The sequence below is a fragment of the Paraburkholderia sp. GAS199 genome (genome assembly GCF_050436585.1).
In the GTDB taxonomy this organism is placed as follows: domain Bacteria; phylum Pseudomonadota; class Gammaproteobacteria; order Burkholderiales; family Burkholderiaceae; genus Paraburkholderia.
On record NZ_JBNDMM010000007.1, the window covers coordinates 426,677 to 441,374 of the forward strand.

Here is a 14,698-nt window from a genome sequence, read left to right on the forward strand (position 1 = left end):
TCCTTTCGATCGTTCAACGATGGCGTCCGAGGTGGCGTTCGCCACCGCCGCCGCCGCCCATTCTGCCGCCACCGCCGCGTTGCATTCCGCCGCCGCCGCCGCTGAAGCCACCGCCACCGCCGCGCTGGATGCCGCCACCACCACCGCCGAGATTGCCGCCACCCCCGCGCTGGACGCCGCCGCCGTTGGCACCCAGACCGCCGCCGGCCCGTTGCCCCTCGCCGTTTCCGCCCACCCGTTGCGACTGCGCCGCCCGGCTCGCCTGACCGCGTTGCAGGTCCTGACGCGCGCCGTTGCCGTCGCCGGCGCCGCGCAATGCGTTGTCGCGATTCGCGTTCTGCGCCCGGTTGCGCAAATCGCCGTTGGCCTGACCGCCCTGGTGGATGCCTTGCACGCGCTGGCTGGCGTTGCCGCTCAGGTTCTGGCCGGTGCGGTTCTGCAAGGTTTGCTGCGCTTGCGCGCGCGCCGCGTCGTCGCGGCCGCGGAAGGCGTCGCGCTGACCGCCGCCCAGGTTGCCATTGCCGTTACGGTTGAAGTTCGCGTTGTTGAGGTTGCGATTTCCGTTGGCATTGCGGTTCCAGCTCGTGGTGCTGCTGTTGGCATTGAGCCGGTTGTTCACGTTGATGTTGTTGTAGCGGTTGACGTTGATGTTGACGTCATGCGAATTCCAGTTGAAGCCGCCCCACAACGAATTGGCCACGGCAATGCCGGCGCCGAACGCAAGACCGGTGGCAAACCCGGTGGCGATCGCATAACCGGGCGGCGGCGGCACGTAGACCGGCGGGTAGGCCGGATAAGGCCACGCGCCATACACCACGGTCGGGTTATAGGTGGGCACGTAGACCACCTGCGGGTTGGCCGGAACGATCTGGATCGTGCTCTGCTCGACGACCACCTTCTGCTGCGAGTTCGTGCTGAGATTGCCGGCCGACTGCGCCTGCTTGCGCAACCGCTGCACGGAGTCCATGACGTCGTTGGGCTGGGCGAGGAACGCGTTGCCGAGTTGCGAAACCCAGTCCGGTTTGGACGCCATGGTGGCCAGCACCTGCGGAAACGCGACCAGTGATTGCACGCTCGGGTCCCAAGGCTGCGAAGCGACTGCCTTGACCGCGTCGTCGCCCTGCAGTTTGGAATTCGCTTTCGACCACGCCGCCGCGGATTCCACGTCCTGCGGAAAGGTGGACGCCATCAGCACCTGAGCGAGCAGGGCGTCGGGATAGAGCGCGATGGGCGCGGTCAGCGAATCGAGTTGCTGGTTGGATACTTTCGCTGGAGTTTGCGCCAGCGCGACGCCCGGCGCGGCGAGGCCGACGAACAGCGGCGCACCCGCGAGTGCGGCGCATAGAAGCAACACACGCGAACCGTGTGCTCCGGATCGTTTCACGATGAAATCCTCCCGGTTGCAAAACACGTGCAGTAGACAAGCAACGGACGAACGGAGCCGATGCGCGCCGCATTTCGCTGTGCGTCGGCGTAATGAAATAAAAAAGGAGAGGATGGTGTCGCTCTGCCGTGACCTGGCCGGTGACCATGAGCGATGCCAATGCCACGCGTTCGAGCCGCCATGGCCGCGTCCCACGCTGACGATGCCGCACGCGCCAACCGCAGCACAGCCGTTCTGCGAGCTTCGCGCATTCGCGATTCCTGTTAAGGAGTTCTGTCTAAATTAGGGGGCGAAGCGTGGCTTGTCAATCATGTCGGACAAAACATTACGTTTGCGCTCAATGCATACCGCTGCCGTTTGAAACCGCGCGACCTGTCACACGCGCGCCGTTGTCACGTTGTTGCGATGCGTGATGCGCGATGAGTATGCGGAGTGGGTGAGACGTGCTGACTGTGCGACGAGACGGGCGCAGCAGGCCGGACTTCGTTCGAGTCCGGCCGTGTCGCTCGGTGTGGAGCGGCGGCAGGAGCCGCCTGTGACGCGCGCCGCCGTGAGGACTGCGGCGCGGATTGCCTCGGCGCTGCTTATTGCGCCGGTTGTTGCGGCTTGTTCGACAGCGCCAGTCGCAGCAGATCGGCGACCGTGTTGACGTTGAGCTTTTCCATGATGTTCGCGCGGTGCGCTTCGACCGTCTTGATGCTGATGCCGAGGTCGTCGGCAATCTGCTTGTTCAGGCGGCCGGCGATGATGCGCTCGAGCACCTGATGCTCACGCGCGGTCAGCTTGCCCAGACGCTCGGCGGCGGCGCGTTGCTGCTGCACGCTGGTGCTTTCGCTGCGAGCTTTGTCGAGCATGCGCTCGACCAGACGGCGCAGTTCGGCTTCGTCGAACGGCTTTTCGATGAAGTCCATGGCGCCTTTTTTCATCGTGGACACCGCCATCGGCACGTCGCCGTGACCCGTCACGAAGATGATCGGCAGCGACGTGTTGTCGGCGATCAGGCGTTCCTGCAACTCGAGCCCGCTCATGCCGGACATCCGCACATCGAGAATCAGACACGCGATCTGGCCCGGATGCTGATGCGGCTGCCAGGCGTCGATGAACTGCTCGGCGCTGGAGAAGCATTGCACGCGGTAGCCGTTCGCCTCCAGCAGCCAGCGCAGCGAATCTCGCACGGCCTCGTCGTCGTCGACAACGAAGACAGTTTCCTGTGTGGTGACTGGGCTGTTCATATCTCTCCCGTAACGGTTTGTGTTGTCGGCGCCTCTGACCCGCCGTTGCTCGGGCCGTCAGGCTCTCCAATAGGCAGACTGCAATGGAACGTGGCGCCCGTGATGTGGCCGTCGGATTCGACGTTGTTCACCACCCACAGACGGCCGCGGTGCGATTCGATAATCGAACGGCAAATATTCAGCCCCATGCCCATGCCATCGGACTTGGTGCTGTAAAACGGTTCGAACAGCCGCTCCGCTGTCGCTTCGTCGACACCCGGCCCCTGGTCGACGACGCTGATGCAGACAAAGCCGCTTTCCAGCCGCACGACCACGCGGATTACCGGGTCGACTGCATTGGGTCGCGCTTCGGCCATGGCTTCGGCCGCGTTCTTCAGCAGGTTCACCAGCACCTGCTCGATCAGAACCGGATCGACGTAGATCACCGGCAGCCGCGAGCGCAGATCCGTCACGATGCGAATGCGACGCTTGCGCGCTTCGAGTTCGGCGAGACCCACCGCGTCGGCGACGATGTCGGCGACACGGGTGGCTTGCCGCTTCGGCTCGCTGCGCTTCACGAACTCGCGGATACGCTTGATGATCATGCCCGCCCGCACGGCCTGTTGCGCGGTCTTTTCCAGCACCGGCAGCAGATTGTCAGGCGTCGTCCGTCCGGATTTAACCAGTGCGACAGTTCCGGAGCAATAGTTATTGATCGCGGCGAGCGGCTGGTTCAGTTCGTGAGCGAGCGACGAGGCCATTTCGCCCATCGTCATGAGACGGCTGGTGAACTGCAGTTTCTCGTCCTGCTGGCGCGACAGTTCCTGCGCCTGCTTGCGCGTGGTGATGTCGGTGGCGATCTGCATCTGCGCGAGGTGGCCGTCCACCCACTGGATGTACTGGCGGCGCACTTCGAACCATTTCTGGATGCTTTGCACGTAGATTTCCTGCGCGTCGGCCGTGCTTTCGGTCAGGGCGGCGGCGGGCAGCCCCGCGTAGGTATCCACCATATCGATCGAATCCGACGACGCCTGTGCGCTATCGAACCCGCCGCCCGCCAATTCCAGATGACCGTCCGGACGAATCCCGAACAGATGACGGTAGTAGCGGTTGGCGAACAGCAGTTCGGCTTCGTCGGCGGCCAGCACGGAGACGGCGGCGTCCAGACTTTCCAGCACCGTGGTGAAGCGTTCGTGCGCGGCGGCGAGTTCCTCGCGCGCGCGTTTCGGTTCCGTGATGTCGGTCATGGACGACATCCAGCCGGTCTGACGGCCCGAGCTGTCGATCAGCGGCGAGACGTAGAGGCGCGCGTGGAACAGCGAGCCGTCCTTGCGCCGCACGCGCAGTTCGAAGCCCGAGGAGGGCGCCTTGCCGCGCAAGGTCATGTCGAGCTGGCGCTGCATCTCGGGATACGCATCGCGCGGCCAGTAGGCGAACGGCGCGTTCTTGCCGACGAGATCGCTTTCGTCCCAGCCGGTCATGCGGCAAAAAGCCGGATTCACGTGGGTGATGCGGCCGTGCATGTCGAGCACGCGCATGCCGATCAGCACCGAGTTTTCCATGGCGCGGCGGAAGAAGGCTTCCGCGTACAGCGCCTGCTGCGCCTCGAAGCGCTGACGGGTGTGTTTCCACAGGCTCCACAAACTCCACAGCACGAAGCACGACAGGCCGGCCACCAGCCAGACGAGCGTGTTGTTGGTGAAGTTGGTCATCTGCGGGAACGCGTAGACGCGTACCGAGACGCCTTGACCCGGCGGATCGAGCGGCAGGTCGTAGAACATGTCGCGCGGCAGGCGCGGGCGGGTCGACGTGGTGGTCAACTCGCGGTTGTTCACGTCGATGATGGAGATTTTGTATTTCGCCGAGAGCTCGGGCGGGATGTCGTGCTTGAGGATGCCTTCGACCGAAAACACGGCGGCGATCGTGCCGAGGAAGTCGCGGTCGCGGTAGACCGGCGTTTGCAGCGTGATGTAGCCGTTGCCGAGGTCGTCGTAGATGAGCGGCGAATACACCTGGCGGCGCGTGTTGCGGGCTTCGGTGAACGCGGCCTTGACCGCCTCGTCCATCTGCGCGTCGTTCGGTTTGGCGAGACGCTGTCCGAACACGGGCAGCGCGGTATTGGGCCAGCGCGGTTGCTGCGCGCTGGTGTACCAGTTCATGTAGAGGATTTCGGGATGCCCCTGCATGATGTCCGTGGTAGACACCTGGAACGAATGCGGGTCGGAGTGACCGGCGACGAGGTCGCGCGCGAGCGCCTGGATCTGTTCCTGCGCGCCGGTCATGGAGAGCCGGATCTGCTGCTGCGCCCACGCCACGTTGCGATAGAGCGTGTCTTCCTGCTGCTGCTGTTCGCGCCGGTTCAGACTCCACAGAATCAGGCTCATGACGACCAGAAACACGAGGATCGACAGGAGCGGCGTGAGCAAATAGGAGTTCGACCACCACGGTCCGTGGTGCCAGCGGGAGGACGGCGTCGAATCCGCCGGAGACCCGGCGGTGCGCGCCGAGCGTGCGAAAAGCCGTTCGGTCAACATGCGTGGCATTGTAGCGCAGCGTGTCGCTAGCAAATGGCGCAAAAAAGCGCTGAAAGTACCATTATTCGGCGCAAACTAGCCGACGTATCCGTCGATCGGCAGTCAAATCAGGTTGCGCCGCAACAATTTTCCGCATTATGAGAAGCGATCTCGTAATTCGAAAATTTTGTTGCGCGGACGTCGGGACCCCTTTTACAATCGGCCGAAGCTGCCGCGGCCGTGCTTCGTCCGCGTCGTCTGTTCAAAGAGCGTTCCTCTATATCCAGGAGACGAGCATGTCCGCTGTACCCGACGAAGTCATGAAATATGTCGCCGCTGAAAAAGATGACGACCCCCAGGAAACCGGCGAATGGCTGGAAGCACTGGATGGCGTGATTTCTGCTGTGGGCCCCGACCGCGCCCACTACCTGATCGAAAAACAGATCGAGTTCGCACGCGTCCACGGCGAACACCTGCCGTTCTCGGCAAATACTCCGTACATCAACACGATTCCGGTTGCGCGCCAGGCGAAGAACCCCGGCGACCAGGACATCGAGCACCGCATCCGTTCGTACACGCGCTGGAACGCCATGGCGATGGTGTTGCGCGCCGGCAAGGAAACCAACGTCGGCGGCCACATCGCGTCGTTCGCGTCGGCTGCCACGCTGTATGACGTCGGCTACAACCACTTCTGGCACGCGCCGTCCGCCGAACACGGCGGCGATCTGATTTTCGTGCAGGGCCACTCGTCGCCGGGCGTCTACTCGCGCGCATTCCTGCTCGGCCGTCTGACCGACAAGCAACTCGACAACTTCCGTCAGGAAGTGGGCGGCGAGGGCATCTCGTCGTATCCGCATCCGTGGCTGATGCCGGACTTCTGGCAGTTCCCGACCGTGTCGATGGGTCTCGGCCCGATCATGGCGATCTACCAGGCACGCTTCATGAAGTACATGCAGGCGCGCGGCATCGCGAAGACCGACGGCCGCAAGGTCTGGGCCTTCCTCGGCGACGGCGAAACGGATGAACCGGAATCGCTCGGCGCGATCGGCATGGCCGGCCGCGAACGCCTCGACAACCTGGTGTTCGTGATCAACTGCAACCTGCAACGTCTCGACGGCCCGGTGCGCGGCAACGGCAAGATCATCCAGGAACTCGAAAGCGAGTTTCGCGGTGCCGGCTGGAACGTCATCAAGGTGATCTGGGGCAGCCGCTGGGATGCGCTGTTCCAGCGCGACAAGTCGGGCGCGCTGATGCGCCGCATGATGGAAGTCGTCGACGGCGAATACCAGACGTACAAGTCGGAGTCGGGCGCGTATGTTCGCGAACACTTCTTCAACACGCCGGAACTGAAGGCGCTGGTTGCCGAATGGTCCGATGAGGACATCTGGAATCTGAATCGCGGCGGTCACGATCCGCACAAGATCTACGCAGCGTTCACGGAAGCGTCGAATTCGCAGGGCCAGCCGACCGTCATTCTCGCGAAGACGATCAAGGGCTACGGCATGGGCGAAGCCGGCCAGGCGATGAACATCACCCACCAGCAGAAGAAGATGCAGGTGGAGCAGCTGAAGAAATTCCGCGACCAGTTCCGTCTGCCGATCACCGACGAGCAGATCGTCGACGTGCCGTACCTGACGTTCGAAGAAGGCTCGAAGGAACTCGAGTACATGCGTGCTCGCCGTCAGGATCTCGGCGGCTATCTGCCGGCGCGTCGCCAGAAGGCCGACTCGCTGCCGGTGCCGGAACTGTCGGCATTCGAGCCGCTGCTGAAGGGCACGGGCGAAGGCCGCGAAATCTCCACGACGATGGCGTTCGTGCGGATTCTCAACATCCTGCTGAAAGACAAGGCGCTCGGTAAGCGCATCGTCCCGATCGTGCCGGACGAGTCGCGTACCTTCGGTATGGAAGGCCTTTTCCGCCAGATCGGTATCTGGAATCAGCAAGGCCAGAAGTACGTGCCGGAAGACTCCGACCAGCTGATGTTCTACCGCGAGTCGGAAACCGGTCAGATCCTGCAGGAAGGCATCAACGAAGCCGGCGGCATGGCCGACTGGATCGCAGCCGCGACGTCGTATTCGACGCACGGCGAGATCATGATCCCGTTCTACATCTTCTACTCGATGTTCGGCTTCCAGCGTATCGGCGACCTGGCATGGGCAGCGGGCGACATGCGTTCGCGCGGCTTCCTGCTGGGCGGCACCGCGGGCCGCACGACGCTGAACGGCGAAGGTCTGCAACACGAAGACGGCCACTCGCTGCTGTGGGCGGCTTCGGTGCCGAACTGCATCAGCTACGACCCGACGTTCGGTTACGAACTCGCCGTCATCATGCAGGACGGCCTGCGCCGCATGGTCGCGGATCAGGAAGACGTGTATTACTACATCACCGTGATGAACGAAAACTACGAGCACCCCGCGATTCCGCAGGGCGATGCCGTGGCTGCCGACATCATCAAGGGCATGTACGCGTTCCGTAAGGCCGAAGCCGACGCCAAGGCGCCGCGCGTTCAGCTGATGGGCGCGGGCACGATCTTCAACGAAGTGATTGCCGCCGCCGATCTGCTGAAGAACGACTGGGGCGTCGCCGCCGATCTGTGGAGCGTGCCGAGCTTCACCGAACTGGCTCGCGAAGGTCACGAAGTGCAGCGTTATAACCTGCTGCATCCGACCGAAGAGAAGAAAATCTCGCACGTCGAGAAGCTGCTGAAAGACGCGCAAGGTCCGGTCATCGCTTCGACCGACTACGTGCGCGCGCTGACCGAGCAGATTCGCGCATTCGTGCCGCAGAAGTTCGTCGTGCTGGGCACGGACGGTTATGGCCGTTCGGACACGCGCGAAAAGCTGCGTCACTTCTTCGAAGTCGACCGCTACTGGGTCACGGTTGCCGCGTTGAATGCACTGGCAGACGAAGGCACGATCGAACGCAAGGTCGTCGCCGAGGCGCTCAAGAAGTACAACCTTGATCCCGCCAAACCCAACCCGATGACCGTCTAAGGCATCATTCCCCGTGTGCCACGGCGTGCGCGCTTGCCCCTGATCGACAGGGGCAGGCTGCGTGCGCGGCCCAGGAGACACTAACAATGAGTCAAGCGATCGAAGTCAAGGTGCCGGACATCGGCGATTACAAGGACATCCCTGTGATCGAGGTGCTGGTGAAGGCGGGTGATACCGTCGAGAAAGAGCAATCGCTCGTTACGCTGGAATCCGACAAGGCGACCATGGACGTGCCGAGTTCGGCAGCCGGCGTGGTCAAGGAAGTGAAGGTCAAGGTCGGCGACAACGTGTCGGAAGGCGTGTTGATCGTCGTGCTGGAAGCGGCTGAAGGCGGTGCGGCTGCTCCGGCACCTGCTGCCGCACCGGCACCGGCTCCGGCTGCTGCGCCGGCACCTGCTGCTGCGCCCGCGCCCGCTGCGGCTCCGGCTGCAGGCGGCGGTCTGCAGGAAGTCAAAGTGCCGGACATCGGCGATTACAAAGACATTCCCGTGATCGAAGTCTCGGTGAAGGTCGGCGATCGCGTCGAGAAAGAGCAGTCGCTCGTGACGCTCGAATCGGACAAGGCGACCATGGACGTGCCGAGCTCGGCCGCCGGCGTCGTCAAGGAAGTGAAGGTCAAGGTTGGCGATAACGTGTCGGAAGGCTCGGTGATCGTCGTGCTGGAAGCGGAAGGCGGCGCGGCCGCGCCTGCGCCGGCACCCGCTGCTGCGAAGCAGCCGGTCGAGAAGCCGTCGGATGCGCCTGCTGCGCCGTCGCCGGCTCCGGCTCAGCCGTCCGCGCTGGCGCAGGCTCCGTCGATTCCGGCGGGTGAAGGCGGCGCGCGTCACGCGAGCCACGCTTCGCCGTCGGTACGCAAGTTCGCGCGCGAACTCGGCGTCGACGTGACGCAGGTGCAGGGCACGGGTCCGAAGGGCCGTATTACGCAAGCCGACGTGACCGCCTTCATCAAGGGCGTCATGACGGGTCAGCGTGCTGCGCCGGCAGGTGCGGCTGCAGCGGGCGGAGCGGCGGCGGGTGGTGGCGAGCTGAATCTGCTGCCGTGGCCGAAGGTCGACTTCACCAAGTTCGGTCCGGTCGACGCCAAGCCGCTGTCGCGCATCAAGAAGATTTCGGGCGCGAATCTGCATCGCAACTGGGTCATGATCCCGCACGTCACGAACAACGACGAAGCGGACATCACCGACCTCGAAGCGCTGCGCGTGCAGTTGAACAAGGAAAACGAAAAGGCCGGCGTGAAAGTCACGATGCTGGCGTTCGTCATCAAGGCAGTCGTGGCTGCCCTGAAGCAATTCCCGACGTTCAACGCGAGCCTCGACGGCGACAACCTCGTGTTCAAGCAGTATTTCCATATCGGCTTCGCGGCCGATACGCCGAACGGGCTGGTCGTTCCGGTGATTCGCGACGCCGACAAGAAAGGCTTGATCGACATCGCGAAGGAAATGACCGAACTGTCGAAGGCGGCGCGCGACGGCAAGCTGAAGCCGGACCAGATGCAAGGCGGCTGCTTCTCGATTTCGTCGTTGGGCGGCATCGGCGGCACGAATTTCACGCCGATCATCAACGCGCCGGAAGTGGCCATTCTCGGTTTGTCGCGCGGTGCGATGAAGCCGGTTTGGGACGGCAAGCAGTTCGTTCCGCGTCTGATCCTGCCGTTGTCGCTGTCGTATGACCATCGCGTCATCGACGGTGCCGCGGCGGCACGCTTCAATGCGTATCTGGGTGCGATTCTTGCCGATTTCCGGCGTGTGATTCTTTGATGTGATGTGGCGCGGGGCGCCGGTTGCTGTCCGTGACCGGCGCCCTTCGGTAGAACCCGCTTTCACGCCGGTCCGTTAGCGTCGCCGCGAGGCCTCGGGCCGACGTGAAGCGCGTTCGCTTCATCACGATCAATAAGAGAAGGGGACACTAATGAGTCTCGTCGAAGTAAAAGTGCCGGACATCGGTGACTTCAAGGACGTCGATGTCATCGAAGTCAACATCAAACCGGGCGACGTCATCGAGAACGAGCAGGCGTTGATGACGCTCGAGTCGGACAAGGCGTCCATCGAAGTGCCGAGCGACACCGCCGGTACGGTCAAGGAAGTGCGCGTCAAGGCCGGCGACAAGGTCTCGCAAGGCACGGTGATCGCGCTCGTCGAAACGTCCGCAGAAGCGGCGCCGGCGAAAGACGCACCGAAAGCGCCGGCCAAAGAACCTGAGAAAGCGCCCGCTCCGGCGCAGGCCCAGCCGGCTGCAGCGGCACCGAAGGCCGCCGCGCCCGCGCCGCAAGCCGGCAGTTTCTCCGGCACGGCGGATATCGAATGCGACATGCTCGTGCTCGGTTCGGGTCCCGGCGGTTATTCGGCAGCATTCCGCTCGGCCGACCTCGGCATGAAGACGGTGCTGGTGGAGCGTTACGCGACGCTCGGCGGCGTGTGTCTGAACGTGGGCTGCATTCCGTCGAAGGCGCTGCTGCACACCGCGCTGGTGATGGACGAAGCCGAAGCGCTCGGCGCGCACGGCATCACGTTCGGCAAGCCGCAGATCGATCTCGACAAGCTGCGTGACTTCAAGTCGGGCGTCGTCAAGAAGCTCACCGGCGGTCTCGCCGGCATGGCGAAGATGCGCAAGGTCGAAGTGGTGACGGGTAACGGCTCGTTCGTCGACCCGAACCACATGGAAGTGCAAACCGAAGGCGGCAAGAAGGTCGTCAGGTTCAAGCAGGCGATCATCGCCGCGGGCTCGGAAGCGGTGAAGCTGCCGTTCATTCCGGAAGATCCACGTGTGGTCGATTCGACCGGCGCGCTCGAACTGCGTCAGATTCCGCAACGCATGCTCGTGATCGGCGGCGGCATCATCGGGCTGGAAATGGCGACAGTTTATGCCACGCTCGGCGCGAAGATCGACGTGGTCGAAATGCTCGACGGCCTGATGGCCGGCGCGGACCGCGATCTGGTCAAGGTCTGGGAGAAGTACAACAGCAAGCGTTTTGCGAACGTCATGCTGAAGACCAAGACCACTGCGGCCGAAGCGAAAGACGACGGCATCTACGTGTCGTTCGAAGGCGAGAAGGCGCCGGCCGAAGCGCAGCGCTACGATCTCGTGCTGGTGGCGGTCGGCCGTACGCCGAACGGCAAGAAGATCGGCGCGGACAAGGCCGGCGTTGCCGTGACGGATCGCGGCTTCATCGACGTGGACAAGCAGATGCGCACCAACGTGCCGCACATCTTCGCGATCGGCGACATCGTCGGTCAGCCGATGCTCGCGCACAAGGCCGTGCATGAAGGTCACGTTGCCGCCGAAGCGGCTCACGGCGAGAAGGCGTACTTCGACGCGATCCAGATTCCGTCGGTGGCATACACCGATCCGGAAGTGGCGTGGGCCGGCAAGACGGAAGACCAGCTCAAGGCTGCGGGCATCAAGTACGGCAAGGCGGTGTTCCCGTGGGCCGCTTCGGGCCGCGCGATCGCCAACGGCCGCGACGAAGGCTTCACGAAGCTGCTGTTCGACGAGGAAACGCATCGCGTGATCGGCGGCGGTATCGTCGGTCTGAATGCGGGCGACCTGATCAGCGAAGTGTGTCTCGCCGTCGAGATGGGCGCGGACGCGACGGATATCGGTAAGACGATCCATCCGCATCCGACGCTCGGCGAATCGATCGGTATGGCCGCCGAGTTGTATGAAGGCGTTTGTACGGATCTGCCGCCGCAGAAAAAGAAGTAAGCAAAGAGCCCGCGTGCTGGCGCGCGGGTTGCCGATGCAAGACGCTGCAAATAAAAAACGGCGCGCCCTTTGCGGGGCGCGCCGTTTTTTTGTCTCGCGGCAGGGCAGTACGTCAAGCGATTGATGCTGCTCAAAGCCGGGCGTTGTATTTCGTCGCGTTGGAACATGCGAAACGCATGTCGGTCAGCGCCAAAAAAAATCCCGGCCGCTTCGCCGGGCAAACGATACGTTCTTCACGTATCGGAGCGTTCGGCCAATTCAAACCGTTTGAGCGGCAACGGCACGACGCTGTTGCTTGCGAGAACGCCGGCGCCGCGAGTAGCGGGGCCGGCGCTATGTGATGCGTAAAGCTTAGACTGCCTTCTTGGCCGAGCGCGATGCTTGCGCTGCAGCTTGCGAAGCGGCCTTCGACGCGGCCGTAGCGGCTGCATTGAAGTTGCTTTCTGCGATTTCGACAGCTTGCTTGGTTGCCTTGTGGACCGTTTCGTACGTGGTGTTGGCGGCGGTGATAGCCGACTTCATCACGGCAACTGCGGTTTCCGAACCAGCCGGTGCGTTCTTCGCGACGTTTTCGACGAGCGACTGGACCTTGCGGTTCTGCTCTTCGAATTGCGCTTCAGCGACGCGGGTGAATTCGCCTTGCGTAGCGGAGACGATTTCGTACACGTGACGGCCATACGACAGCGCCTTCTCAGCCACCGGCTGCGCGAGGCTTGCTTGCAGTGCCAGCAGTTCTTGCGCGTCCTTCACGGAGAGTGCGCGTTGTGCGTTTTCCTGGCTTTCGGCGAGCGTCGATTTGACGACTTGCAGATTCAGCTCAACCAGCTTTTCGACGCCTTCAAATGCTTTGGTCGTCAGGCCGAACAGGGTGTCGAAGTTGGCTTTCTGGGCTGCAGCGAATTGCTCAGGGGTCAGCAGAGTCATGGTTTACGCTCCTGGATAGCGGTCTGTCTGTGCGGACCGCATTGGGTTGGTGGCAGAACGCTGATCGTCCTGCCGGGCTGCAATGTTTGGTGCATCGCAGCAATGGTTCCCATTTTAGGATGGCCGCAGCGAATGTCAAGTGCTTTTTGTGCGATGCACAATATTAAGAAAACGCTGATAAAACAAAGCCTTATGCGCTGAGCATGACGCCTTTATGACGCAGGTCAAATTAACCGCTGCACCGTGCCGGTGCGCGACAGAACGGCAGTTTTTGCCGCTCCTGCGGCGCTTTTCAACTATGCGTAGAATGTCGCGCGGATGTCACGCTGCGCCCGCGCGAGTGCGAATCTTCGCAATCGTCGATAGGCGTGTAAACCGGAAAGTGTCACGGAACGTTAATGCGCTAGGTCAGTCGAATGCGCGTTGGCAAATCGCAGCAGGTGCTTAAGAGTCCGCCGCGAATCTTCCGATGACACCTCGATGCGCAGGCGAAGCCGTACCAGGCCTGCACTCTGACCGTATTTCCCCTGATCAAGGTTGTCTCGAATTTGCCGTTAAGCTGGAAGGACTGAGCTGGATCCTTACACCATCCGACGGCAGAGGCGGGACGAAGCGCGCCGGCGATCGTTTTTTTCGATCGAAGCGCGGCACTTATTCGTGTTTTTGCGATCGGAGCTTACAAGCCGGTTTAAGGAGCGCTTATAAGTGCTTCAAATTGCTAATTTTTCGTTGTTTTACTACACTTGCGGAAACCTCTCGCCGCTCCCTACCGAACACCCATGAAAACCGACATGTTTTCGTCGCTAAAAGTGATCCACGGCGCGGCCCGCAGCACCGCTCTGTCGGTGGCCGCCTCCATGGTCATCGCAGCGGCGTTTGCCACGCCTGGCAGCGCTTTTGCCGCCGCCCCCGCCGCAAATGCAAAAACCTCCAAACACGCGAAAGCGGCCAAAAAGCCTGCCGCGGCGAGCACCGACAAAGTGTCGAGCAAGTCGAAAGCAGGTAAGGCTGCAACCGTAAAAGCCGCCGCCGCGGACGACAGCGCGCCGCGCGCCAAGCGCAAGCGCGTGACGTACACGTCGAACGGACGCCATCATTCGGTGGTCCGTCGCGTCGCGTACGAACCGCGTCAGCCTTCGGTCGGTCAGGCCTTCGGTCTGCATGAAACGCCCGACGCGCTCATGCTGCGCTCGAGCGTCGCTTACGTGATCGACCAGAACACGGGCGAGTCGCTGTTCGACAAGAACTCGCGCGCAGTGGTGCCTATCGCGTCGATCACCAAGCTCATGACGTCGATGGTCGTGCTGGACTCGAAAGAGCCCATGACCGACCAGATCGAAGTCACGGACGAAGACCGCGATTACGAGAAGAACACGGGCTCGCGCCTGTCGGTCGGCTCGGTGCTCTCGCGTGAAGACATGTTGCACATCGCGCTAATGGCGTCGGAAAACCGCGCGGCTGCCGCGTTGTCGCGTTATTTCCCGGGGGGCCGTCCGGCCTTCCTCGCGGCCATGAACGCGAAGGCCAAGCAACTCGGCATGACCGACACGCACTTCGAAAACCCGACGGGTTTGACGAGCCAGAACGTCTCGAGCGCGCGCGACCTGGTCAAGATGGTCAACGCGGCGTATCAGTATCCGCTGATCCGCAAGTTCTCGACCGATCACAGCTATGAGGTGTACACCGGCAAGCGTTCGCTCGCGTATAACAGCACGAACGCGCTGGTACGCAACCCGACGTGGGACATCGGTCTGCAGAAGACCGGCTTCATCAACGAAGCAGGCGAGTGCCTGGTGATGCAGGCGACCATTCATGGCCGTCCGATGATCATGGTGTTGCTCGATTCGTCGGGCAAGTACTCGCGTTTTGCCGATGCCACGCGTTTGCGCACGTGGATCGATAACGGTGGCGATCAGCAGCGCATCACGAGCGCGGACGCCGGCGGTGCGGGCACCTGAAGGTAGCTCATAA

8 protein-coding genes are annotated in these 14,698 nt (G+C 62.5%); 4 read left to right on the forward strand and 4 right to left on the reverse strand.

Annotated features, from left to right (window positions below; genetic code table 11):
* Nucleotides 1-13 precede the first annotated feature (13 nt).
* The 3 genes from P3T18_RS26365 to fixL form a co-directional block, all read right to left on the reverse strand.
* Nucleotides 14-1,384, reverse strand: a complete 1,371-nt coding sequence (locus P3T18_RS26365) for a DUF3300 domain-containing protein (protein WP_429302885.1) — start codon at nt 1,382-1,384, stop codon at nt 14-16.
* 584 nt (nt 1,385-1,968) lie between these two features.
* The gene (gene fixJ, locus P3T18_RS26370) at nt 1,969-2,616 is read right to left on the reverse strand and encodes an oxygen response regulator transcription factor FixJ (protein WP_429302886.1); all 648 of its coding nucleotides are present in this window, start codon (nt 2,614-2,616) and stop codon (nt 1,969-1,971) included.
* On the reverse strand, nt 2,613-5,129 hold the full coding sequence (fixL, locus tag P3T18_RS26375) for an oxygen sensor histidine kinase FixL (RefSeq protein WP_429303001.1): 2,517 nt from the start codon (nt 5,127-5,129) through the stop codon (nt 2,613-2,615). Before fixL ends, fixJ begins: the two co-directional genes overlap by 4 nt.
* Nucleotides 5,130-5,404: 275 nt before the next feature.
* Here fixL and aceE point away from each other — a divergent pair, with 275 nt between their 5' ends.
* The 3 genes from aceE (at nt 5,405) to lpdA (ending at nt 11,803) form a co-directional block, all read left to right on the forward strand.
* Nucleotides 5,405-8,101 carry a pyruvate dehydrogenase (acetyl-transferring), homodimeric type gene (gene aceE, locus P3T18_RS26380; RefSeq protein WP_429302887.1) on the forward strand — a complete coding sequence of 899 codons (2,697 nt, stop codon included), beginning with the start codon at nt 5,405-5,407 and terminating at the stop codon, nt 8,099-8,101.
* An 86-nt stretch (nt 8,102-8,187) separates the two neighbouring features.
* On the forward strand, nt 8,188-9,858 hold the full coding sequence (gene aceF / locus P3T18_RS26385) for a dihydrolipoyllysine-residue acetyltransferase (protein WP_429302888.1): 1,671 nt from the start codon (nt 8,188-8,190) through the stop codon (nt 9,856-9,858).
* A 151-nt stretch (nt 9,859-10,009) separates the two neighbouring features.
* Nucleotides 10,010-11,803, forward strand: a complete 1,794-nt coding sequence (gene lpdA / locus P3T18_RS26390; protein ID WP_429302889.1) for a dihydrolipoyl dehydrogenase — start codon at nt 10,010-10,012, stop codon at nt 11,801-11,803.
* A 351-nt stretch (nt 11,804-12,154) separates the two neighbouring features.
* Here lpdA and P3T18_RS26395 read toward each other — a convergent pair whose 3' ends face one another.
* On the reverse strand, nt 12,155-12,727 hold the full coding sequence (locus P3T18_RS26395) for a phasin family protein (protein WP_429302890.1): 573 nt from the start codon (nt 12,725-12,727) through the stop codon (nt 12,155-12,157).
* A 779-nt stretch (nt 12,728-13,506) separates the two neighbouring features.
* Between P3T18_RS26395 and pbpG the strand changes: the two genes are divergently transcribed.
* Nucleotides 13,507-14,685: a D-alanyl-D-alanine endopeptidase gene (pbpG, locus tag P3T18_RS26400; RefSeq protein ID WP_429302891.1), complete on the forward strand. Its 1,179-nt coding sequence runs from the start codon at nt 13,507-13,509 to the stop codon at nt 14,683-14,685.
* Nucleotides 14,686-14,698: the final 13 nt, after the last annotated feature.